This is a genomic window from Paenibacillus sp. GCM10027626 (assembly GCF_042676285.1).
Classification (GTDB): Bacteria; Bacillota; Bacilli; order Paenibacillales; family Paenibacillaceae; genus Paenibacillus_Z.
Map to the genome: position 1 here is coordinate 59,282 of NZ_JBHTHC010000009.1, position 24,409 is coordinate 83,690.

The following is a 24,409-nucleotide window of genomic DNA, read 5'->3' on the forward strand; positions in this document are numbered from 1 at the left end:
CAAAGAAGGGAATGACGGATAGACGCCGGGCGGAAACCTGCTGATAGCGGTGATTAGAGAGGGAGGATCGCAGTCGATGAATAAATATCGTATATTTCTGGCTGTTTTGGCCGGCTTGCTGCTTATAGGTTTGCTGCCTCCAGGAGTGCCTGCATGGGCCGAGGGAGCGGAAGCCGGACGGGGAGCGGCAGAGGCAGGAGAACAGGATTTTAGGATAGGCCAGTACGGCGGTGCTCCTGCGCTATTCGTGAACGGGCAGCCGGAGTTCCCGATGTTCCTGTTTGAACAGGAAATCTCGGAGCGGGACGCACAAGTTTTTCAGGATGCGAATGTGAAGCTGTATTCATTCATTGAGAAAACAAGCTTTCTCGACCTGGGCTGGATCGGGCCGGGGCAGCAGGACTTCTCAACGGTAGATCGCGTAATGAAGACGTTCGTTGAAAGGGTTCCAAACGGCCTGGCGCTGCCCCGTATTCATCTGTGGGCACCAGAATGGTGGCTGGAGGAAAATGATGAGGAAGAGCTCAGCTATACGCTTCAGCCCCCAGATCAGGGAGCGCTTACAAAGGATGCGTCGATGGCATCGGTGAAATGGCGCAAGGATGCGGGGGAGTCGCTGCGGAGGCTGGTCCGCCATTTGCTGAATGGCCCTTATGCCGACCGGCTGCTGGGATTGACATTGGCGGGAGGGATGTACGGCGAATGGCATAACTGGAATGCCGAATATTTACCTGACGCCAGCGAGCCGATGCGGCAGGCGTTTATTGCTTATTTGCAGGAGAAATACAGCAATAATGAAGCGCAGTTGCAGGCTGCATGGGGCGATCCGCAGATTACGTTCGGGTCGGTGACAATACCGACGGCCGAGGAACGTCAAGCTTCCGACGACGGGCTGTTCCGTGATCCGAGCGTATCGCGGCGCGTGATCGACTACTATGAAGCTTATCAGCAAGCGCCGGTAGACGCGATCAACGAATTCGCGGGGATCGTCAAGGATGAGAGCGACGGGCGATTGCTGGTCTCCGTGCTGTATGGTTATAGCCCGGACATGAGCTACATGCCGCAGGAAGTGCATCACCGGGCGGTGGCGCAGGCATACCGGCTGACAAATGTTGACATGTTCACATCGCCGCATTCCTATTACCGGCGGGCACCGGGCGATGACGGAGCGCTGCGCACGTATCCGGGCAGTCTGGCACTGCACGGAAAGCTGTTCATTGACGAAGCGGATGATCGGACTCATCTGGCTCCGCCGGGCACCTCATTCGTGCAGGCGACCAATATGAACGAGTCGCTAGGCTTGCTCCGCCGGGCGTTCGGGCAGGCGGTGACACATGGCACCGGCATGTGGTATATGGATCACTCGTCCGGACAATGGTACAACGATCCGGCGTTTGCTGCGGAGTTCAAGAATTTGAAGAAGTGGGGCGACTATTCGATGAAGCTGCCCCGGCAGCGGAATTCCGAGGTAGCGGTTATCTCGTCGCCGCAGAGCACGTTCTACTTGGGAGGAGATACGGATGTTACAGCGGCATTTTATGAAGGGCCGTCGACGACGCGGCCGCAAGGTCTTGGCGAACTGAGCAAGGCAGGGGCGCCGTTCGACCGTTACGTCATCGAAGATCTGGAGCAGGGTCTGGTGCCTGATGATTACAAGGTGTATATTTTTGTCGATACGTTCTATTTGACGAACGCACAGCGCACGGCGATTGAAAGGCTGAAGAACGCCGGACGAACGCTGGTCTGGACATGGGCGCCGGGCTACGTCTCCGAGAATGGATTGTCCGCTGCGGGAATGGAGACTTTGACCGGCATTTCTCTCACTTCGGCCGATGACGCGGGTGGTCCCGGTCAAGGCGAACCCGCCGAGAGCGAATGGACGGAAGACTTCGAAGGCGGGAGCTTCGCGGAGTCCCGCTTTTTGGACGGAGAACGCAGCGGCAACGGAGTCGTCACGGCGGATGCGGATAAAATCATTGCCGGCGGCTATTCCGCTTTCGGGGAGGCTGACGAGTCGGTGGATTGGCATGAATTTCTGTACACCGACAAAAGCAAAATCAAGCTTGAACCGGGAGCGACTTATACGGTTACCTTTAAAGCGAGGACGCTCGCCGCGCCGGGCGCGGCCGGAAGTTTCTACTTTCTGGCACGGACGAAGTCGGGCGGCAATGCACAGGACGTTGGCGTAAATAACTGGACGGACGTATCGGGGGATCCCTATTCGAAATCGTTGACCTTTACGCTAAAAGGCTACGAAGATTACTATTTGATCTGGGGGCTGCACAACGGCGGCGCACTAGCCGTCGATGACATCGTCATCCGGAAGGAGGCGTCAGTGCCGATAGAACTCCCGATACAGTATCGGCTGAACGCCGATCTGTTCCCGGGCGTGACGACCGTTTACGGGGATATGAAGCTGACACCGGTGTTCCGGCCAGATGCTGCAGGCGCCCAGGTGTGGGCCAGCTCTTCACCGGACGGGGCTCCGGCTGTCATCGTGCGGGACTTTCCAGAGTGGCGATCCGTCTACGTTCCGGCTCCTCCGATCGCGGCTCCGCTGCTGCAGCGGATCTATAAGGAAGCGGGAGTCCATGTTTATTCAGGTAATTACGATAATCTGGAAGCCAGCCAGTCATGGGTAAGTCTGCATGCAGCAGCTGATGGAATCAAGACGATCAAGCTGCCGCGCACTGCGAACGTATTCGATATTATCGGCAATCGCAAGATGGGGGACGGCATCCGGGAGTTCCAATTCGAAATGAAGCGGGGAGATACCGCGATTTTCATGCTAGAAGAGGAGACGCCGGCGCCACGACCACCGGAAGGTGGAGGACAGGACGTGTGGAGCCCTGTCTTGTCAGAGAACGCCGATCTCAAAGAATTGCAGGTACTGGCGAACGGGCAGGCGTTGACGATGACCCCAACGTTCTCTGCCGGTACGACGGCTTATACGGTGCAGACTTCATCCGCCAAGGCGGAGATCACAGCTGCCGTATCCCATAATGCAGCGAAAGCGACCGTAGAAGGAGAACTGCTTGACGGCGGACTGACAGTGGACCTGAAGGAAGGAGACAATCTTTTTAAGATCGTCGTTCGGGCGGAGAATGGTTTTACGAAGACTTATATCATCAATGTCAAGCGCGAACCCCTTGTCGAGAAGCCTGAAGTTGGAACTGAAGAGCCGGCAAGCCCGGGTGGATCAGGGCGCTTATCTGATATTACGGGGCATTGGGCGGAAGATGCGATCCGGACGGCTGTAAGGCAAGCAATCGCGAAGGGTTATCCCGATAAGACATTTAAACCGGATCGTCCGGCGGGCCGGGCGGAATTCGTCGTGATGCTGATGAATGTGCTTGGGTCGCAGGGCGATCGTGAAGGGCTGACGTTTAGCGACCGGAACCAAATCGGTGCATGGGCGAGACCGGCGATTGAACGGGCGGTTACAGCGGGAATCGTGACGGGCAACAAGCGCGGGGCCTTCTTGCCGAATGCGCCGCTGACACGGGCGGAAATGGCTGTTTTGCTGGCGAGGGCGCTTGGCGCATACGGAAAAGCAGGAGTCGCGGCTGGCTATGCTGACGATGCGAGTATTCCGGCATGGGCCAAGGACGCGGCGCAGTCGATGCGGGAGCAGGGCATTATTGCCGGCAGAGGCGGTAACAAATTTGTCCCGGAAGGCACTGTAACACGTGCGGAAGCAATCGTTGCGCTGCTGCGCCTGCAGGGGGCTGTCAACGCTTCCTGATCATGCTATGAACGCGAAAGATGGAGCAGAGTGAACTCATTCTGCTTCATCTTTTTATTTTAACTGGCCGGCCGTCTGTGCTCAGTTGTATATTGGCGTAATGGCCAGGTGGAATTGTTGCACAAAACACAACATTTGAGGAGCAAATCGCTGGATTGCTTGAAAATGATGTACGTTCTGCAACAATCATCCCCACTTAGTTACCTTGGTGGAGCAAATTATTGCATTTCGCGCAACAATTCGGGGTATGCTCGCTTCCTGCTATGGATTTGTTGCATAAGCTGCAACATTTGGGTGCGTTTCGCCGTTCACCAGTTGGACGGCGACAGAGATGCGGACATACGATCCGTTATTTTGTCGAACCCCGGCTCATTCGGAGGTTTCGCGGACATACGATCCGTTATTTGCCGTTTTTGCTGGGGTTCAGCGGCGATTTGAGGCCAATAACGGATCTACGGTCCGCGAACAAGCCGTTTGATAGGTTTGTTCACAAATAACGGAACCACGGTCCGCTCGGACCCCGCATCGCCCGCGCTTGCCGAAGAAAGCGCAGCAGATGCCCGCGGCTCAAGGCTTGTCCGTCCATGATAAACAGACAGCCTCCGTATGTGTCCGCGAAGATTCCTTCCCAATCAGGTCAAGGCAAATTCTGCAGCTTGGCCAGCAGCTCTTCCTCTGTCATCTTGGATTCTTTAAAGGCGCTTTTGTATTTTTCCTCATTGTTGATTGCGATTAAGGTATCGTTTTGCAATTGAAAAATAAACGGCTCAATCAGGCCATAATATTTTGATTGACCGGAGCTGGACGGGGCCACTGCAAAGAGATAGTGCTCATTTTTATGCAAGGTGGCTCTTGGATTGTTCTTTTTGCCGCCTATGACGACGCGAATGCGATCCGCCGCCTTCAGCTCTCCTTTGAAAACATCAGTGACTTCGACCGTATACTCTGTACCGGATGCAGATCCGTTGTCGGTAACAAGTCCTTTAATGACGACGGGGGAAGTGGAAAGCGCCATATCGATATCCGTAGCAATCGCTTCATCCGCTGAACTGGAGGTTGAAGCGTTCAAGCTGGTAAATACAAAATAAACCAATGCTATAATTAATAGTGCTGCAATTATCATTAACATAAGCTCTTTAGAGCGGAAAGTCATACTGTTGCTCCTTTTTCAGTTAATAGGATCTATTTGGCAAATGAATAATCTATTTCGCACATTTACATTTGGAAGCGATTACAGTATCGTGTGTATTTCACTAAGATATTATTTTATATGATTCCTATGCAAATTTCTACATCCTTAGAAGTAAGCCTTAGCATTAGCTATGCTATGATAGTGGTCAGAGAGAGATTGAGCGCAGGTTGATAAATTGGTGAATGGAGGTAAACTAAGTATGTAAGGTGTTTATTTGGAGGTGGAAGTGCTTATGAACAAATTCATACATCATGCGGTAATACGCTGCTGCTCAGTAGTGCTGCTTGCCGTTATCGTCTCATTAAGCGGTTGCTCCTTTGCCGGGAAGAATGACCGGAGCGAGAGCGAAAATCCGTATGTCGCTGAAGGGCCTAATTTTAAAATCGACCGGCAGCGGTTTGATTTGTATAAGGCGAATATGGAGCTTGCTGCAGAATGGAACAATGTCGAGCAAAGCCTGTCCGACGAGCAATTGCTGGATGTATTGATCAAGAACGAGTTGGCTGTCCAAGAGGCCAAGAAGCTAGAGATCGTCGTTACAGCGGATGAGGTTAAAGAATATATCGCTTATCAAAGAAGTACACTGGAACTGCCGGCAGGCGTCGATGAACAGGAACAAAGGATTCGGAAGCTGATGGATGATCGCATTGCACAATCAGGACTGACAGAGGATGAGTTTTGGACAAGTGAAGATACGAGACGCGGCTATGAAGATGCGATCTATCTCTCGAAGCTGATTAGTTATCTGGTTGATAATGAAAAGATAGGCGGCAGGGAACAGTTCGATACCTACCAGAACGAGCTGCTGCAAGTTGCAAAGGCGAAATCGTTAATAAAGATTTATTTGTAAGATGCGGGCCTGTTAACCGGAGTGCGCAAACAGCATTCTAATTTGCAGGCTTTTTGTTTTTCTCGCTGTGTTCATAATAGTTGAAGCAATGGTCAGATTGTATTACACTGGATTCAATTAATCTGATAATCATTCTCAGGTAGATCATGGTATGAGTTGTATGTTCGGGGGCAGCGGAATGACAAAGAAAATACTGTTAATAGAAGATGAAAAAAATATGGCGCGATTTATCGAGCTGGAACTGCGGCATGAAGGCTTCGATGTGCGCACTGCGCATGATGGTGCAACGGGGCTGATGCTTGCTATGGATGAGGAGTTTGATGTCATCCTGCTCGATCTGATGCTTCCACAGATGGACGGAATCGAAGTGTGCCGTCAAATTCGCACGGTCAAAAGGACGCCGATCATAATGCTCACCGCCAGAGATGGCATCAGTGACCGGGTACAGGGGCTGGATAGCGGGGCTGATGATTATGTGCCGAAGCCGTTCGCAATTGAGGAGCTATTAGCGAGGATACGGGTTGTCCTGCGACGTCAGGAGCAGGAGCTCGAGGAGCGCCCGCCGGCAGCTCATCTGATGTTTGAAGATCTGACGGTCAATTTGGATGCAAGAGAGGTTAAGAAGGGCGAAGAATCCATCCATTTGACAAAGCGGGAATTTTCGCTGCTTGTTACTTTTATGGAAAATGTCAATCGCGTCCTGTCGCGGGAAGTGCTGCTCGATAAGGTGTGGGGCTTCGAGGCGGCGGTTGACACGAATGTGGTCGATGTGTATGTGCGTTACTTGCGCAACAAGATTGATACAGCGGGCGCGGCAAGCTATATTCAGGCTCAGCGGGGGATTGGATACGTGATGCGAAAATGAGAATAAAATCGTGGGCAGCACCATTCTCTCGTCTGCCGATAAAGTGGAGGCTGACATTAGGGTCAGCCTTGCTGCTTTTTTTGCTGTTCGCGGCCTATAATGCTGCACAATACTGGTTTGTGGAGCAATGGATGTTCAAGAAGGAAAAGGCGGCCATGCAGAACAATATGGACGAAATACTGAATTACTTTCTGGAGCGGGAGGCATCATTCTCAGAAGAGGAAATGACGCAAATCCGTACTTTCCTACAAAAGGTCAATCGGCAGAAGCAGCTGGTGCGAATTTTGGATGAGACGGGCAAGCCGATCGCGGTCGTATCCAATGAAGTGCCGGCAGAATGGGTGACGCCTCATACTACCGCCCATACCACGTTCAGCAAGGAGCAGGAGGCTGGACAACTGCTGCTCGTCATCCGGAGCCCGCTAACTATTTTTCAATTCAATGGCACGATCGAAATCGTAAAAAATACCGAGGAATTCAAAAATTTAACGGAAGCGCTGCTGCAGGTTATGATTCTGTGCGGCATTGGCGCGGTGCTTATAAGCGGATTAGGGGGGATGCTGCTGGCCCGCCAGCTGTTAGGTCCGCTGCAATCGATGGCAGAAGCGATCAGAAATGTGAAACAGAAAGGGCTGCACGAACGGGTTGGTCTTCGCCCTGACAGCAGTCAGGATGAGATAGCCGCGTTAATGAAGCTATTTAATGAAATGATGGACCAGGTGGAACGTTCGTTTCAGCAGCAGCGCCAGTTTGTCGAGGATGCTTCGCACGAATTGCGTACGCCTGTAGCTATTGTTGAAGGGCATCTGTCACTGCTACGCCGCTGGGGCAAGTCAGATCCGCAAGTGTTGGAGGAATCGCTGGAAGCATCGATCCAAGAGATTGCCCGATTGAAAGGACTTGTACAGGAGCTGCTGGAGCTTACGCGAGCCGAGCAGAGCGGACAGGATGTACCTGCAGTAACAGAGGACCCGGAGAAAGTGATCGAAACAATTGCAAAAAAAATCTCTGCGCTAAACCCAACGCTGCAGATAAGCTGCGATGCTGGAGTGCTGCAGGGGACTGCAGTAGCAATAGGCGAGCAGCATCTAGAGCAAATATTGCTCATCCTGTTGGACAATGCGGTTAAATATTCAGAAAGCAGGGAAATAAATATAACGGCACAGCGGCTTGCCGATCACAAGGTATGTATCTCCATCACCGATTTTGGCATTGGCATACCGGAGCGGGATTTGCCGCATGTGCTGGACCGTTTTTACCGCGTGGACAAGGCGAGGAGCGGGGCGCAGGGCGGACATGGTCTGGGGCTGGCTATCGCCAAGCGGCTGGCGGAGCGGCATGGGGGAATGATTGAGATACGGAGCAAGGAGCATGCGGGTACGACCGTCTCGGTTTTTTTGCAGACGATTGCTCTGCCGACGGAAAGTTCATAATTTATTTTCAGTTTTCACAGCGTTTTCTCATTTTTGTTCGCTACAATAGCAATAGTCAATCATGGTAATGATATTCATTATCAATGAGGGCGAAGAGGCGCTTTTACCGGATGATTCAGGCAGCATACGAGCGTCCCTCTTCTTTTCCACTCAAATGAGAATGAATCTTATTATCAAAAACGTAACGTCATGTATTCAAAGTAAAAGGAACGAGGTCGGAATACGAATGAAAAAGAGAAAGATAATCAGCATGATGCTTGTAATGATGATGGCTTCTGCATTGATCGCAGGCTGCGGTTCAACTGCGAAGAATGGCGGCGAGGCTGGAAACACAGGAGACAAGCAGCAGGAGAATGCTGGCGGCAACAAGGATAAGGTCGTGAATGTGTTTACGGCGAGACATTATGATGTGGATGCGAAAGTGTACGAGGAATTTACAAAGCAGACAGGCATTAAAGTCAATGAAGTGAAAGGGACGGCAGAAGAGCTGGTCGAGCGTTTGAAGCGGGAAGGCGAAAGTACGGAGGCTGATCTGTTTGTAACCGTTGATGGCGGCGTGCTGAATTATGCGAAGCAAAATGAAGTACTGCAGCCGATCGAATCAGCATCAGTGCTGCAAAATGTGCCGGAGCAATGGCGCGACAAGGATAACAATTGGGTCGGCATGGCGACGCGGGCGCGTGTTATCGTCTATGCAAAGGACCGAGTGAAGCCGGAGCAGCTGTCCACTTATGAAGATTTGGCAACAGACAAATGGAAAGGGAAAGTGCTCGTTCGTTCTTCTTCCAGCCTGTACAACCAGTCGCTGCTTGCTTCCTTCATTGAGCTGAACGGGGAGCAGCAGGCAGAAGAGTGGGCGAAAGGAATGGTGAGCAACTTTGCCCGCGATCCGGAAGGCGGGGACCGCGACCAAGCGAAGGCGATTGCCGCTAAAGTGGGCGATGTGGCGATTATGAACACCTACTATGTCGGTCAAATGCTCAATTCCAAAGACGCGGAGGAAGTAAAGGTCGCTGAAAATATCGGTATATTTTTTCCAAACCAGGATACAACCGGCACGCATTTGAACATTAGCGGCGTAGGGTTGACCAAGTATGCGAAGAACAAGGACAATGCGCTGAAGCTGATCGAGTTTATAACAGGCAAGGACGGCCAGACAATTTTGACGCAAGGAAGCTTCGAGTTCCCGGTCAATGAAGCGGCGGATAAGCCGGAGCTGCTGAATACATGGGGCGAGTTTAAAACCCAGCAAATCGATTTCGCCAAGCTCGGAGAGCTGAATAAAAAGGCGACCGAAATTTTGACTAAAGTGGGCTGGAAATAAAAATGAATGTTTCCGCCTGGTTCCGCAACGGCATGCGCCACGGGAAACGGAAGCTGAACGGCTGGACGATTATAAGCGTTATCGGGGCCCTCGCGGCCCTTATTCCGTCTCTCTATATTTTGGTCGGGCTCTTTCGAAGCCCAAATGAGAATTGGCAGCATATCTCGCAATATATGTTGAAGGATTATGCGCTTCAGTCCTTATGGCTGGTGCTCGGCACCTGTGCGTGTGCCGTCATTATCGGCGTGACGCTGGCATGGCTTGTCGCTGCATATGAATTTCCGCTCAGGCGTTTTTTCTCCTGGGCGTTTGTGCTGCCGCTGGCGATTCCGCCCTATATTGCGGCATATACCTACGGCTCCATGCTCAGCTATACAGGCAGCGTGCAAGTTTTTATGCGCAACGTGCTCGGTTGGACGCCGGATCAGAAATATTTTGACATTATGTCCATGAAGGGCGCTATTTTTATTTTTACGCTATTTTTGTTTCCGTACGTTTATTTGATTACGCGGTCCTTTCTGGAGCGGCAAAGCGCCTCCTTTATTGATAATGCGCGGCTGCTCGGTAAAAATCCGCTGCATATCTTTTTTCGGATCGTGCTGCCGCTGTCGCAGCCGGCTATTATGGGCGGAGTAAGCCTTGTTGCCTTCGAGGTATTGAATGATTTCGGGGTGAGCAAGCATTTCGGCATTCAATCGTTTACATCGGCCATCTTCACCACCTGGTTCGGCATGTATGATGTCGATTCCGCCATGAGGCTGGCAGCTTTGCTGATGAGCTTTATTATCGGAATTTTTATTATCGAACGCCTGCTGCGCAGACGGAGAAAATATCATACTTCTACTGCGCGAATGGCTCCTTTGCAGCGCAGACGGCTGCGCGGCTGGGCCGCTTGGGCAGCATTCGGGTTTGGAGCTGTGATCGCGGCGCTTTCGTTTTTTATTCCGGTCATTCAATTGATCGTGTGGGCAGGCTGGACGTACAAGGATGTGCTGAATGCCAAATTTGGCGAGCTGCTATTCAATACATTGTCGATTTCGCTGCTTTCCATCGCCATACTTATGCTGCTCGCGATTATTGTCGCTAATGTAGTTCGCAGCGAACGGACGACGTTCACCCTTCTTTTGTCCAAGCTGATTTCGATGGGCTATTCGATACCTGGCGCGGTGCTTTCGATCGGCGTGCTCGCTATCTTTATTTCACTGGATCATTTGCTTAGCGGTGTGTACGGCTGGCTAGGCTGGGGTGCGGGCAAGCTGGTGCTTAGTATGTCGCTCGTTATGCTGGTATTTGCTTATGTCATCCGTTTTTTGGCTGTCGGTTACAATGCAGTCGAGGCTGGCTTCGAAAAAACAGGCAACCGCTACACGGAAGCTTCGCGCCTGCTCGGGCATGGGATGACGCGGACGTTTTTTAAAGTTGATCTGCCAATGATCAAAGGCGCGGTGCTGACCGGGTCGATATTGACATTTATGGAAATCGTCAAAGAGCTGCCGCTCACCTTGCTGCTTCGTCCGTTTAATTTTGAAACGCTGGCAACAAAGGCATATCAATACGCAAGTGATGAACAAATTCACCAGGCCTCCGTACCGTCGCTCTTTCTAGTCGGGATCGGGATCGTGTCCGTCGCCTGTTATCACTGGCTGGGGGAGAGGAGAGAGCAATGAAGCTACTCGAAATGTCTGATGTATCCTTTCATTATTCGAACGGGAGGCAGCAGGTACTGCGCAATTTCTCGCTCGATTTGGATAAAGGCGAAGCGGTAGGCGTGCTGGGACAGAGCGGCTGCGGCAAAAGCACGCTGCTGCGGCTGATCGCCGGATTGGAAGCGCCCGCGGCGGGGCGGATCGTCATTGGCGGGAGAACGATGGTTGATGAGAGAGCCTTCGTTCATCCCGAAGCGCGCGGCGTCGGCATGGTGTTTCAGGATTATGGCTTGTTCCCGCATATGACGGTGGAGAAAAATATTATGTTCGGCCTGCATCGTCTCGCGCGAAAAGAAAGGGCAGCGCGACTGGAAGAAATGCTGGAGCTGGTGCAGCTGCAGCAATACCGCAAGCGCTACCCGCATGAGTTGAGCGGCGGCCAGCAGCAGCGCGTGGCTTTCGCCCGGGCGCTGGCGCCGCAGCCAACCCTGCTGCTCATGGATGAGCCGTTCAGCAATCTGGATACGAATTTGCGCGGGGAGATCCGGGCGGAATTGCGTGAGCTTCTTAGCAAGGCAGCCATCACCTCGATTCTCGTTACCCATGATCAAGAGGACGCCGATGCGATTTGCGACCGGATCATTTATATGGCGCATTGAATGTATGCACAGTAACGGGTTCCGTTTTGAGGTGCAAACGCTCAAAATGACCATCCATTTGCACTGAAATTGGATGGTCATTTTCGTTTAACAACAGTTTATTGTTACTTAACTTAAGATAACTTACTCTTTTTCCATACGTAGAAGAAAGTAACTCATTTCAGGATCATTTTTTAAACAACCACTAATTGTATAGTTGATTTCACCTTGTGAGGTTTCCTCACTTGATACTTTGGAGCATTTGGTAACAATCAATTTCCGTTAGGTTTCAGTCAACCTAATACATCAAATAGATTCGGACTAAAGTTAACATAAATGACAGCCCTTTTCGGGAATAGTTTGCCCGGTAATGGGACGTATTCGGATTGGCCCTGGACTATAATGAGGGTGTGAATGATATTCACGACATTGTAGCAGGGAGCGATGGGAATGGAGACAGGTGTCAAGCAGCTTTCGTATACGTATGAGTTTGACAAGGCTGATGTAGAGGGGATTCGAAAATGCAATGAAGAGCACGGCTTTGCCATTGTCAAGCAGTTGCTTTCCCCGGATATGGTCGATAAACTGAAAGCAGAAGTGCTGCAAGTACTGGAGGATGAAACGGCTACGAGGCCAGGCATTACAAAATTTGCGACCAGCTTTATCGAGCAATCGCTTACACTGGCAAGCTTGCTTACCTATGAGCCGTATATGAACATCGTGCGCCATTTGTACGGGCATGTGCCTTTAACGCTTAATCGCAGCGCCGCCATTTATAAGCGGCCGGGAGCGCCCGTCGGGGCATGGCATACCGATTGGGCGCCGCGGGTTCATCCGTACTCGGCCGACGGCCTATTGAATACGACTGGGGCGGCTTCGAACTGGTTTTATTTGAATGGCACACATCCAGATCGAGGCGGCCTGGCGATCATCCCGGATTCTCATACAGAGGATTGGCCTGGACCGGCAGGCTTCGAGCTGACGGAGAAGCGCAAGTCGTTTTACCGCAAAGGGGAGCAGCCGAGCGACTGTATCGATATGGACTTTGCCGAAGCGTTCCCGCTTTATTCCGACCCCGGCGACATGATTATCTTTGCCGAGCGGACGTATCATGGCGTTTATGCGCATAATGGGACTGAGCCGCGCTTAAGCTGCGGGCTGTCATTCCGTCCAAAAGGGCAAAGCTTTGAACACATATGGGAACTGCCTGAAACGGCCCGGCAATTCATTGCAGGCTGTCCGCCGGAAGTGAAACCGCTTGTAGAAGAATATGTAGGGATGGATAAGAGCTGGAAAAGCAGCAGGTAATCCGCTAAGTGTACAATAGGATGCAGGGGAAAGGAGGAGTAGCAGGTGGGCTATATCGATCAGGATACAGGTGTCAAAATTGAATTTGCGCTTGATCAGGCATCAGGCGTTCGAATTATTGAATGGACGTTGCATCGCGTGCAGGAGCCCATCCATTGGCATCCGACGCTCGAGCTGTGCTACTGTTTATCTGGACATGGCACTGTGACTGGTATGGAAAAGCGATATGAAATCGGCCCAGGCGACATTATCCTTATGAACAACACCGAGCGGCATACGAGCCAATCGAAGCCGGGAGAGGCGTGCAATTGTTTAGTGGTGTGCCTCGATGTGCGGACGATCCAAAGTTTTGACCCGGATTTGCTGCTGCCCTTTATTTATGACCCCGCATCCTTCGACCATCTTATCCCTGCCGAGTCCGCAGCGGCGCAAGAGATCGGCCCAATGCTGCAAGAAATGAACCGCGAGTTGCAAACGATGGGCACCGCCTATCAATCGATTGTCAAAAGCTTGCTGTTCCGCAGCTGTGCTTTGCTGCTCCGCCATTATGAAGCAAAGGGAATAAGCAGCCGCCGTAAACGGAACGCCAGCAAATTTATGCAGCTGCAGCCGGCGTTGGCATATATTCAGGAGCACTATCAGGAGCCGCTGCAGCTGGATGAAATCGCCCGCGTACTGGCGCTCAGCCCTTCACGAACACGGCATCTGTTTTTGGAGGTAATCGGCGAGCGCTTCAAGGCATATTTGCTGCAAATTCGGATTCAAGAGGCGGTTCGGCTGCTCAGTGAAACCGACATGACGATTACAGACATTTATTTAAGCTGCGGCTTCCAAAGCTCGACCTCGTTTTATCGGGAGTTTAAAAAGCTGATGAACCGCTCTCCGCAAAATTTTCGCCATTATGCGCTAGTGAAGGTTGAGTAGAGGATAAGCTCTCTGCTTAGCCTTTTTGTTTTAACAGTAGACGGAATGGAAGAATCCACTCGATCATCGCCATTTCTTTGCGCTCCATATTATGTTAATATTTGGAGGTGGAAAGGAGGGAGTGCGTTGAAGCGATTGTCTAAGCCGTGGCTCTTTGCTTTATTATTCGTCCTGGTTGCAGGTGCTTTGATATGGATCGGCACCGGGCAGAAGCCAAGCGAGCAAGGTGCGGGCGATACGGTGAATCCGATCGAACAGCAGCAGCCTGAAGAGAAAGAACCGGATACAGAAGGCGCGCCAGTGGAACAGGAGGGGAACAAGATCGCTATACCGCAAGCAATTGTGACGACATTCAAAGGTGATCCGCGGACAAGCCGTGCGTTTACTTGGCATACAGATACTACGGGAGAGAAGGCTGTATTGCAGCTCGTGAAAGGAACGGATGCGTCAGCGTTTGAGGACAAGAGAGAAATATTGGAATTTCAGGGAGAATCCTCGGAGTTGGTTTTGCATAACGGAAAAATCAAGGGCGTACACAAAGCAGAAGCGGCCGGTCTTGAAGCCGGTGCGAGTTATTTGTATCGGGTTGGTAATGGAAGCGCGGAAGGGTGGAGCGAGCTGGCTGCTTTTACGACCGAGCAAGACGGGCTTGATGCTTTTACCTTTATTGATGTAGCCGATTCGCAAGGGATTACCGAACAGGATTTCGAGCTGTGGCGCAATACGCTGGAGCAAGCGTTCAAGCGGTTTCCGGAGTCGGCCTTTCTGATCCATAACGGCGATTTGACGGAATATCCTGAGGATGATGCGGCATGGAATCATTTGTTGAACAAAGCGCGCCCATGGACAGCAAGCGTTCCGTTTATGCCGGTGACCGGCAATCATGATCAGGTCGACAAAAAGGCGGATGCGTTTGTGTCGCATTTTAATTTGCCGGATAACGGAGCAAGCAGCACCATCCCGGGGACAAGCTATACGTTCAATTATGGGCCGGTGCATTTTGTCATGCTGAATACGGAAGCGAAAATTAAGGAGCAGGTGGACTGGCTGGAGGAGGATTTGGCTGCAAATCGCCAGCCATGGACCATTGTTTCGATTCACCGACCGGCTTACGGGGGCAACCAGGATAAGAAAGTTGTAAAGCATTGGGTTCCGCTGTTTGACAAATATGGAGTCGACCTCGTTCTGCAGGGCCATAATCATGAATATTCCCGCTCGTATCCGCTTAAGGATGAGAAGATTGTGGAGACTGGAGGAACGGTGTATGCGACGGTCAATGCCTCCGGACAAAAGTTTAATAAGAAAAAGGACGACCAGTATTATCATAAAATACATTTTCAGAACAAGAAGCAGATGTATGCGGGGATCCGAATAGCTGGCGACAAGCTGACTTATCAAGCTTATACAGTAGATGGCGAGCTGGCGGATGAGTTTGAGCTGACGCATAAATAGCCGGTATTTGCGATGCTGCTCCACTCCCCGGGAAGGATAGGAGCAGCATACGTGCTAACCTTTTACGGTTGCGATCGGCGCTACTTCGGCTACAATTGCCGCCATGCCATAATCGACATGCGATTGAATAACAGGTGTAATATCTTTGTAGGCGAAAGGCGCCTCTTTTTTTAATTCATCTTCCCATTTCTTCAAAATATCGCTCCGTCCCCGCAGGTCTGCCCGTTTCGGGTCAATCGGATTGATCACCCGGAATTGGCCTAGAAACTTGCGGAATCTGGCATCATCCACTTTAACCGCATCGCCGCGCGACAGCGCGCGTCCGGCGCCGTGGCTGGCGCTAAACAAGCTTTCGCGATTGCCGAGCCCCGCCAAAATAAAGCTGTGCGACCCCATAGACCCGGGAATAAACACAGGTTCGCCCGTATATTGGAACGGCGTCCCCATCATTTGCTCGGCGGATTTGGCCGTGCATGATCCTTTGCGGTGCAAAAATCCCTGCATATCCTCCAGCCGCTCTTCCCATAAGTAATTGTGCGGCGCATCATACAACAGCTTTTGCTCAAAATCGCCCAATACATCCGAGAGCGATTTGTACATCATCAGCCCCAGCATTAAACGATTGGCAAAGGCAAAATTCGCCGCATTGTGCAGGAGGCTCCAGAACGCCGACCATTGCGCGGCAAAGCGCTCTGAAAGCGGGAGCGGGTACATCCCGTTCTCCGGATGCTTGAGTGAGGAAGGGTACATCTTTTTCAGCATTTCCTTTATCCAGGCGCCGCTATGGTAGCCAAGCGCCACCGAGCCGGTATGGATCATGAGGACCACTTGCCCTTCTTTAAGCCCCCACTGGCTGGCGACTGCACCGTGATGCACCTTTTGTACGACCTGGATTTCGAAAAAATGGTTGCCGCCGCCCAGCGAGCCGATTTGCGCATCTCTGGAAAGCTCTGTTGGTCCAAGAAAATCATCGAGCCCGATCGTGGCGTCAGCGATAAAGGAGCCCATTTTGTCAACCTGATTCAGATCCTGCTCCTGCTGCCCCTCATTATAATAACGCCAAATTCCTTCGCCGCGGGCTTCCTTATGACTATCCAGAATGCCGATTAAGCCTTCTTTTAACATTTTTTCGCGCATATGGCGCGTCATCGGAATATTGCGCCCTCCTTCAAAAAAAACATGTCGGATATTTCGCTCAATGGCATCGAGGTTGGCCCGGACTTGTTCCTCGTCTAAATCGGTGACATAAAGGCGCATGCCGCAATTAATATCGTTGCCGATGGCCTGCGGCAGCACAAAGCCGCGCGTGAACAGCGTCGTACCGACAGGGATGCCGCTCCCTTTATGAAAATCAGGCGTAATCGCCACTTCAAGCACCGCGGTATCGGCATCGTCAAAATACCCCGGCTCATGCTTTTGCAGCATTTCAATCGTATCATTGATTTCCAGCAGCCGATGCAGCTCTTCTACCGCATTGTTTTCAATCTTCACATCCGAATTTATAAAATATTTAATCGGAGCTTCCTTCAATTTAAAACCACCTTTGTATAAAATGCGAACATATGTTCAGAATTTAGGGATATAAAAAGCCGCCCAATGGCAGCCTGTACGCGTGGAGCTATCGTGTTATTATGGGGAACTAACCGCGGTACTGCCTATCGGCAGCGGCGAAGGAGCACCCTGAAATAACGCAGTGATGTGCTGATCCATTGCGTAACAGGCATTGAATATGAAGTTGGGGCTTGCCTAAACACAGATTTCCAGCATCGTATGCGAACATAGTAACTCCTCCTTTCGTTTCTGCTTAGTACTCATAATAGCATTGGACAATTTTTCCTGTCAACCTTTTATAATGCTGAAGTCATGGCAAGTTCCGCGACACCATTAGCCGTTCGCGATACTCACTCGGGGTGTAACCGGTCTTCTCCTTAAAGATGCGGCTGAGATGCTTCCAGTCGCTGTAGCCGACGAGCGGAGAGATATCGTACAATTTCGTTTTTGGATCGGCCAGCTGCTTTTTGACCTCTTCTACGCGGATATGAGTCAAGAATTCCAGAAAAGTCATTTTCGTATGCTTGCGGAACAAGCGGCTAAGATGACTTGGGCTGATATATATCGCTTCGGCGACTTCCTTCAGGTTTAACGGATCTGCAAAATGAGCCGTAATATAGTCTTTAGCGAGCGCAATGAGTCCAAATTCGGTATGTCCGGGAATGACGGCCTGCAGCCATTCGTTGATTTCATTCAGCAGCAGCGTTTGCAGCTGTGACGATGTTTGCGCCCACAGCAGCTTTCGGCTTGTAGAGACAAGGCGAGCCGGTAATGAGCGGCTTGCTGCAGGATAGGCGAGCGCAAGCTGGGTATATAGCGTTTGCAGCAAATCCTCAATGGCGGGAGCCAGGCCGGCTGCCGGACAATGAGCAAATAAAAAAACGAGCCGTTCCATACATCCTTGCAGTACTTCTTCCGTCTTACTAACCGCAATCGCTGATCTAAGCTGTTCTATATGCTGCTGTTCCCATATAGGAATCGCGGCGGCTTCCAGCAAACGAAAATGGCCGCTGCCAGCTTGCAGCCGGTAAAAAAGCGTTGTACAAGCTTCTTTTTCTAATCGGTCCCATTCAGCGGCACTGCTTGCCGAAAAGCCAAAGCTTGCTTGCAGCTTGACGTTTTCCGACCAAAACTGGTCAATTGCCGCTGCAAGCTTGAATATCGCAGCTTCGGCGAGCTCCGCGGTATCAGCGCTTACGCCTATTAACAGATTGAAGGGTGAGAGCCGCTCGCTGGGTGTGATAAAATAGAGCTGTTCGAACGCTTCGGCTACTTCAAAGACAACTTTCCGATACATCCACAGTACCATCTCCTGATCGCCGAGCTGCCGCTGCCTTGCTTCATTGGCCGCATCCAGATCGCAGGCCATCACCCGCTTGACCGGATAGGGCAGGGCGGCAAATTGTTCGCCTGTCATGAAACGCTGGCGGTCGCGGACCCGCTTGGACCGTTCCTGCTGCCTGTTCAGCATAGCTAGCAGTTCACTAGATTTAACGGGTTTGAACAAATAGTCTTCTGCTTTCAAACGGATCGCTTTTTGCATATAGTGACGGTCATTGTAACCGGTGAGCAGCACAACGGGAAGCTCGGGATGGCGATGCTGAATCATTTCGGTTAAGGCGAGGCCGTCCAGACCGGGCATATGGATATCCGAGATAACCAAATTTACCGGTTGTGATGACAGGATCTCCAGCGCTTGTTCCGCGTTCAAAGCATGATAGATATCGAAATTAGATGGCGACAGCTCGCGCAGCAAGGCGGCCAGCCCGCTCAAAATCGTCTCTTCATCGTCTACGAGCAATATATTCATCAGCTTCCCTCCGTCTCATCATGCTGGACGGGCAATGAGAGTGTGACGATTGTGCCGCTGTACGGCTCGCTCGTAATCGTCATCTCGCCTGCGTCCTTGTAAATCAGCTTGAGCCTGCGGTAGACATTGCGCAAGCCTACATGTTCGCTAGCCATGCGTTCATTCTCCAGCACGGCCTGTAATTGTTCCATATCCTCCGGCTCGATCCCGCGCCCTTCGTCAATGACAGAGATGAGCAGTTGTTCGGAAGCTGGCAGCAGGATGCGGATCGTCAGTGTAATGTTTCCTTCATCGTCTCTCCCATGAATGATCGCATTTTCTACGAGAGGCTGAAAGAGCAGCGCCGGCAGCTGGACATGCATTGTTTCTTCTTCTACATCGTATAGAACTTGCAGCCGGTCGCCAAAGCGCAGCTGCTGCATATATAAATAGTTTTTCATAAAAGCCATTTCGCTGCGGAGCGGCACAAATTCGTTAGGCTGACTCGTATGATAACGGAAGAGATCGCCAAGCGCGATTAATCCGTCCTCCGCTTTCTTGACATGGCCATCCTTGACGAGATACCGCAGCGTTTCCAGTGAGTTGTTCAAAAAATGCGGGTCAACCTGACTGCGTAAAGCTTGAATCTCCGCTTCCTGCTTTAATATTTTGACCTGATAGACTTCATTGATGAGCAGATGGATACGCCCTGACATCCTGCGCAGTGCCTCCCATACTAGACCGACCTCATCAGTGCGGACAGGGGGAAAGGCCATCCGAAAATCGTTGAGCTCCAAGGTGCGCAGACCATGCACTAACAGCCGCAATCGCTTCGTCATACTATAAGCGAGCAGAATAGCAGCGACAATGGCGATAAGAATACCGGCAGCTGCACCGAGTACATTCCACCATTTTACCGAGCGTACGCCTTCTTGCAAATTTTCCAGCGGAATAACGGAAATGACCTTCCAGCCGGTCTGAGTAGATTTGGCGTAGCTGATTAATTGCTCGCTTCCGTCAATTTCCTCTACCTTCGATTGCAGCGAGGCTGCCGCAACTTCCCAATCCAGCCCGAAGTCGCCTTGCCAATCATCGCCGATTTCACCATAGCCTTGCGTGTACATAATGCGGTTATTTTGATCGAGCACGATAATTTTTGAATCGTGGCCAAAGTTGACATTAAGCAGCATATCATTAATCATTTGCAATGATCCATCCACTTCAATATAACCAAGAAATTGATCGGTGCTCATACTCCAGAGCGGTTGAATGACCTTGAAGACGAAGGGATTATCCTTAATCATCGCATTGCGCTCTGTTCCGTAGACAAGCAGGCCTCTGTTGCCCGGGTCCACCCGGGAATACCAGGATTGTTGATGAAAATCAGCATCTCTTATCCATTGCCCGCCTGATTGGGCGACTTGAATATAAGCGCCTTCATGAAGCATATGTAGAACGATAGCACTTACGTACGGTTTTTGCTCAATATGAAATTGCCGAAGCGTATCACTTAGCAGGACTGAGCGGGGGAGATAATTTTCTGACTCCTCCATGCTCATAACAGCAGCGATGCTGGCAGAATGCGGCGGCAGCAAGGCGAGCTTGGTGATCGTCAGCAGCTCATTCTGGTAATTGTCCAGATGAAGGCTCGTCTGGTTCAGCAATTGCGGGACATAGTCATGAATTTGCTCCTCTAGCGAACGGTTGAAGATTTGATAGGAAATATAGCCTGTAAGAGCTACCGTCGCAGATATCAATAAAGAGTAGACAACGATCAGCTTCATGGCGATCGGCCAATTGTCGATTGTCCATATTGAAGGCTTAACTGTCAATATTTCACCTCTTTGACCAGATTGAAAGCCTGTTTCCTTTTTTAAATGTAGACATATCTTTTACGCTATGTTCAAAGTGTAACGCGTGCTGACATGGCAATCAACCGTAAAGCGTAAGAATGATCGGAATTCCCCCCCTGATGCAAAGATTGTCTCATTTTCAACCTGCAACTACTCTTCTATACTGAGAGACATCAACAGAATGAGCTGCGACGCAGAAAGAGGGGAAGCATTTGGTTTGGAAAAAAATCTGTAAGCATTGGCTGCTTTATGTATTATTTATTCCTGTCATCGTGTTTTTCATCGTGTTCCGTTATTACCCGATCATATTGCAGGCGGTACTGGCATTCAAAGAATTTACGCTGATGGGCGGCATTTGGGGCAGTCCGTGGGTAGGGCTGGCCAATTTCAAACAGCTTCTGTCTCATACCGATTTTGCACGGGTGCTCAGTAATACGATTGAAATTAGTTTACTCCGGCTATTATTCGGATTTTTCCCGCCTATCATTTTGGCGATTCTGCTATTTGACCTTACATCCTCCAAGTTTCGCAGAATTAGTCAAACGATTTTGTATATTCCGCATTTCTTTTCGTGGGTCATTATTTATGCGATTACGTTCTCGATGTTTTCCAATCTCGGTCTTGTGAACCAAATCAGTATTTGGCTCACAGGCGAGACGATCCCTTTTCTTACTTCGGAATCATGGTTCCGTCCGCTGCTTGTAGGGTCAGGCGTGTGGAAGGAGCTGGGCTGGGGGACGATCATTTATTTGGCCGGACTGACGGCACTCGATCCATCCTTATATGAAGCGGCGAAGATGGATGGCGCTGGGCCGTTCAAACGGATTTGGCATATTACCTTGCCTGGCATTGCACCGATCGTTGTCTTTTTGTTTACGATTCAAATAGGCAATATTTTGTATGCCGGCGGTGAGCAAGTACTGCTATATTACAGCCCGGCTACATATTCGGTCGGCGATGTCATCGATACATGGGTCTATCGTCAAGGTCTGGCACAACTGCAATATAGTTTAGCAACAGCGATGTCGCTGTTTCAATCGTTATTCGGGCTGGCACTCGTATTGATGGCTAATAAGGCTGCCAGAAAATTCGCCGGTACAGGAATCTGGTAAGGAGGGATAAGGCTCATGAAACAATCATGGGGCGAACGCTCCTACCAATGGATATCTTACGCAATAGTCGGTCTATTATCAGTAGCTTCGCTATATCCGCTGTTTTATGTATTATCGTTGTCGCTTGTCAGTGAACAGGAATGGATTCAGCGAAATGGCTTTATTTTCATTCCTTTTCATCCGACGTTAATTGCATATGAGCGATTATTTAGCGGCTCTACCTTCACCAATGCGCTATGGGTCAGTATTATTAGAACGGTAGTTGGTACTTTGAGTGTGCTGACGATGACGACGATTGCTGCTTATGTCGTATCACGGCGCGAACTGGTTGGTCGCAAGCTGTTCGTGTTTCTGATTCTTGTTACGATTTTATTCCATAGTGGCTTGATTCCCGGGTATCTGGTTGTTAAGGAGTTAGGTTTGCTGGACACGCTTGGAGCCCTTATTATCCCGATGCTTGTAGATAGCTGGAGTGTGCTGGTGCTCATGCAGTTTTTCAGAGGGGTTCCAAGGGAAATGGAGGAAGCGGCCGAGGTGGACGGGGTTGGCGACTGGACACGGATGACGAAAGTTATTTTGCCGATGAGCAAGCCCTCTCTGGTTGCGATTGGTCTGTTTATCGCCGTTTCTCACTGGAATAGCTGGTTTGACGCGTTCATCTATTTGAATTCACCGGACTGGATGCCGCTGCAGCTAATTATGCGCAATATGTTCGCCAATGCGAATGTTGGTGCTGATTTCAACCCTTCACTGGTGAACAACCCAGCTGAACGCGTTTCGACAGAATCGCTGAAGATGGCGGTTGCCGTTATCGGCACAATCCCGATTTTGCTGGTATATCCGTTCCTGCAGAAGCATTTCACCAAAGGAATGTATCTCGGTGCGGTAAAAGGATAGATTGCCAGGTCTAATATGAACAGAAGGGGAATGTCAGATGAAAAATAAAGTGAGCAAAACAAGCCAATTACTTGCAGTTGCTATGACATGCAGTCTGGCACTGAGTGCCTGCAGCACGCAGGAGAAAGAGACGCCGGCGAAACAGTCGGAAGGAAATACCCCTGCTAATAACACAACGGCTGGGAATGAAAAAGAGAAGCCATCATCAGAAAAGGTTGCAATTTCGTTAGTCGAAAATGGCTGGGTCAATACGCCTACTGATGATAACGATCCATGGAGAAAATGGATGAACGAGAAGTTCAATGTTGATTTCAAGCTTGCGGCCTATCCATATGCCGATATCGAAAGCAAGCTGATGGTGCAGTTCGCCTCGAACGAAGCGCCGGATATGATCTTTGTCTATGATCAGAATATTATGAAAAAGCTATATAAGCAGGGCGTATTACTTGATGATTGGACGCCGTATCTGGATAAATTGCCGACGCTTTCCGCTACATTTACCGATCAGTCGAAGGCTTTTGCCACACAAGAGGGCAAAATGATCGGGCTGCCGACGATTCCTGATTCAAATAACAGATCATGGAAAATTCGCCAAGACTGGCTTGATAAATTAGGATTGGATATGCCGACCAATGAAGAAGAATTGCTCAATGCTCTGCGTAAATTTACGTTTGATGACCCAGACGGCAACGGCAAAAATGATACATGGGGCATTAGCTCGACCGGCGGCGGCTCAAATTTGGGAGAGCTTAGCTTCTTGACCTATATGTATGGCCCGATGGGCTATTTTGTGAAGGATAACAAAGTAGAGCACTCTGTCGTCAACGGCACGCACAAAAAATTTCTTGAACTCGCCAAAAAAATTGTAGATGAAAAGCTGATCGATCCGGACTGGTATACACAGGGCTGGGAGCAGCGCAAGCCTAAGCTTTTCTCAGGTAAAGTTGGGATGACACATTATCCGGGTGTGCTCGTTAATGAAATAGAAGGCGGAACAGGCGGTACAGGGGAAACTATCCATTGGTTCGAAAATTTTCAACTTCCTAAAGCGACGCCAGATGGCGGTAAACTTGGACCAGCCCCTGTAGCAAAAGGACTCTTGACTGTTTCCAAGAAAGCGGCGGAAGACCCGATTAAGATGGAGCGGATTTTGCAAATTATTGAAGAGACTACTTTTCCGAATGAAGGTTATTGGGCGCTGCGTTGGGGAGTAGGCATCAATGGACAAAAAGTGATTGATATGGAGGGCGGCGGCAAATTTATCAGCTTGAAAGGGGAGCTATATCGCCAAGATAACAAAGGGGCATATGACTGGGGTACATGGATAAGCACACGTGTGGACGGCGTCTTGGAAAGCATGAATGCAGAACCGGGCGAATCGGACAAAAAAGAAGCGCGTCTGGATAAAGAAACGCTGGCCATGGAGGCTTACCCGAACTATGAAGCTGTACTCAATCTTGATCCGCAGCTCGTTTCCGATCTTGATACATTGAAAAATGAATTTGATATTAAATATTTGCTTGGCGAAGCTTCCGATTATGATGCTTTCGTCAAACAATGGCTGTCTGTGGGCGGACAAAAATTGCTGGATCAGGCAGAAGAGCAATTCAAAACGGCCGGGCTGAGCAAATAAGACGCAGCTTAACCATTATGTGTATCGCACCGTTATAGTGGCGACCTCTAAGCCGTTGGAATAGTTACCAGTTAGAACCCGAATTGGTCGGCCGTTTGGCGGTGGCCATTTCGGGTTCTTGTGCATTAGCGCGGTTGTCAAACGAAAATATTGCATAAAACGTAACAATTGCCGACGATTCCGCCGAATTATCCGAC

Annotated in this window: 17 protein-coding genes; 13 read left to right on the forward strand and 4 right to left on the reverse strand. The window is 50.3% G+C overall.

The window, feature by feature from the left end; translation table 11 throughout:
* The first annotated feature begins 76 nt into the window (after positions 1–76).
* Positions 77–3,745 (forward strand): S-layer homology domain-containing protein, encoded by a 3,669-nt coding sequence (locus tag ACFQ0N_RS18325; protein ID WP_379328746.1) that lies wholly within the window; start codon positions 77–79, stop codon positions 3,743–3,745.
* A gap of 637 nt (positions 3,746–4,382) precedes the next feature.
* Here ACFQ0N_RS18325 and ACFQ0N_RS18330 read toward each other — a convergent pair.
* Positions 4,383–4,868, reverse strand: a complete 486-nt coding sequence (locus ACFQ0N_RS18330) for a hypothetical protein (RefSeq protein ID WP_379328748.1) — start codon at positions 4,866–4,868, stop codon at positions 4,383–4,385.
* A 301-nt stretch (positions 4,869–5,169) separates the two neighbouring features.
* Between ACFQ0N_RS18330 and ACFQ0N_RS18335 the strand changes: the two genes are divergently transcribed.
* The 9 genes from ACFQ0N_RS18335 to ACFQ0N_RS18375 all read left to right on the forward strand — a co-directional run bounded on the left by ACFQ0N_RS18335 (position 5,170) and on the right by ACFQ0N_RS18375 (position 15,377).
* A complete protein-coding gene (locus ACFQ0N_RS18335) occupies positions 5,170–5,787 on the forward strand; it encodes a SurA N-terminal domain-containing protein (RefSeq protein WP_379328750.1) in 618 nt (205 codons plus the stop codon).
* A gap of 178 nt (positions 5,788–5,965) precedes the next feature.
* Positions 5,966–6,652, forward strand: coding sequence for a response regulator transcription factor (locus tag ACFQ0N_RS18340; protein ID WP_379328752.1), 687 nt, complete (start codon positions 5,966–5,968; stop codon positions 6,650–6,652).
* On the forward strand, positions 6,649–8,085 hold the full coding sequence (locus ACFQ0N_RS18345) for a HAMP domain-containing sensor histidine kinase (protein WP_379328754.1): 1,437 nt from the start codon (positions 6,649–6,651) through the stop codon (positions 8,083–8,085). The genes ACFQ0N_RS18340 and ACFQ0N_RS18345 overlap by 4 nt, the downstream gene beginning before the upstream one ends.
* A gap of 226 nt (positions 8,086–8,311) precedes the next feature.
* Positions 8,312–9,409 carry a Fe(3+) ABC transporter substrate-binding protein gene (locus tag ACFQ0N_RS18350; RefSeq protein ID WP_379328756.1) on the forward strand — a complete coding sequence of 366 codons (1,098 nt, stop codon included), beginning with the start codon at positions 8,312–8,314 and terminating at the stop codon, positions 9,407–9,409.
* A gap of 2 nt (positions 9,410–9,411) precedes the next feature.
* Positions 9,412–11,076 carry an ABC transporter permease gene (locus tag ACFQ0N_RS18355; protein ID WP_379328758.1) on the forward strand — a complete coding sequence of 555 codons (1,665 nt, stop codon included), beginning with the start codon at positions 9,412–9,414 and terminating at the stop codon, positions 11,074–11,076.
* Positions 11,073–11,714 (forward strand): ABC transporter ATP-binding protein, encoded by a 642-nt coding sequence (locus tag ACFQ0N_RS18360; protein WP_379328760.1) that lies wholly within the window; start codon positions 11,073–11,075, stop codon positions 11,712–11,714. The genes ACFQ0N_RS18355 and ACFQ0N_RS18360 overlap by 4 nt, the downstream gene beginning before the upstream one ends.
* 429 nt (positions 11,715–12,143) lie before the next feature.
* Positions 12,144–13,001: a phytanoyl-CoA dioxygenase family protein gene (locus ACFQ0N_RS18365; protein WP_379328762.1), complete on the forward strand. Its 858-nt coding sequence runs from the start codon at positions 12,144–12,146 to the stop codon at positions 12,999–13,001.
* Between the two features lie 45 nt (positions 13,002–13,046).
* Positions 13,047–13,925: a helix-turn-helix domain-containing protein gene (locus ACFQ0N_RS18370; protein ID WP_379328764.1), complete on the forward strand. Its 879-nt coding sequence runs from the start codon at positions 13,047–13,049 to the stop codon at positions 13,923–13,925.
* A gap of 126 nt (positions 13,926–14,051) precedes the next feature.
* Positions 14,052–15,377, forward strand: a complete 1,326-nt coding sequence (locus ACFQ0N_RS18375) for a purple acid phosphatase family protein (protein ID WP_379328766.1) — start codon at positions 14,052–14,054, stop codon at positions 15,375–15,377.
* A 54-nt stretch (positions 15,378–15,431) separates the two neighbouring features.
* On the opposite strand, the gene ACFQ0N_RS18380 is transcribed toward ACFQ0N_RS18375, so the two are convergent.
* From ACFQ0N_RS18380 to ACFQ0N_RS18390, 3 genes are all read right to left on the reverse strand, one after another.
* Complete coding sequence (locus ACFQ0N_RS18380) at positions 15,432–16,907, reverse strand: RtcB family protein (RefSeq protein WP_379328768.1); 1,476 nt, start codon at positions 16,905–16,907, stop codon at positions 15,432–15,434.
* Between the two features lie 331 nt (positions 16,908–17,238).
* A complete protein-coding gene (locus ACFQ0N_RS18385; RefSeq protein ID WP_379328770.1) occupies positions 17,239–18,738 on the reverse strand; it encodes a response regulator in 1,500 nt (499 codons plus the stop codon).
* Positions 18,738–20,549 carry a sensor histidine kinase gene (locus ACFQ0N_RS18390; protein WP_379328772.1) on the reverse strand — a complete coding sequence of 604 codons (1,812 nt, stop codon included), beginning with the start codon at positions 20,547–20,549 and terminating at the stop codon, positions 18,738–18,740. Before ACFQ0N_RS18390 ends, ACFQ0N_RS18385 begins: the two co-directional genes overlap by 1 nt.
* 233 nt (positions 20,550–20,782) lie before the next feature.
* Here ACFQ0N_RS18390 and ACFQ0N_RS18395 point away from each other — a divergent pair, with 233 nt between their 5' ends.
* The 3 genes from ACFQ0N_RS18395 to ACFQ0N_RS18405 are packed head-to-tail and all read left to right on the forward strand — an operon-like array spanning position 20,783 to position 24,212.
* Entirely contained in the window at positions 20,783–21,682 is a 900-nt protein-coding gene (locus tag ACFQ0N_RS18395) for an ABC transporter permease (RefSeq protein WP_379328774.1), read from the forward strand.
* A 15-nt stretch (positions 21,683–21,697) separates the two neighbouring features.
* Positions 21,698–22,579: a carbohydrate ABC transporter permease gene (locus ACFQ0N_RS18400; RefSeq protein ID WP_379328776.1), complete on the forward strand. Its 882-nt coding sequence runs from the start codon at positions 21,698–21,700 to the stop codon at positions 22,577–22,579.
* Positions 22,580–22,616: 37 nt separating this feature from the next.
* Positions 22,617–24,212: an extracellular solute-binding protein gene (locus ACFQ0N_RS18405; protein ID WP_379328777.1), complete on the forward strand. Its 1,596-nt coding sequence runs from the start codon at positions 22,617–22,619 to the stop codon at positions 24,210–24,212.
* Positions 24,213–24,409: the final 197 nt, after the last annotated feature.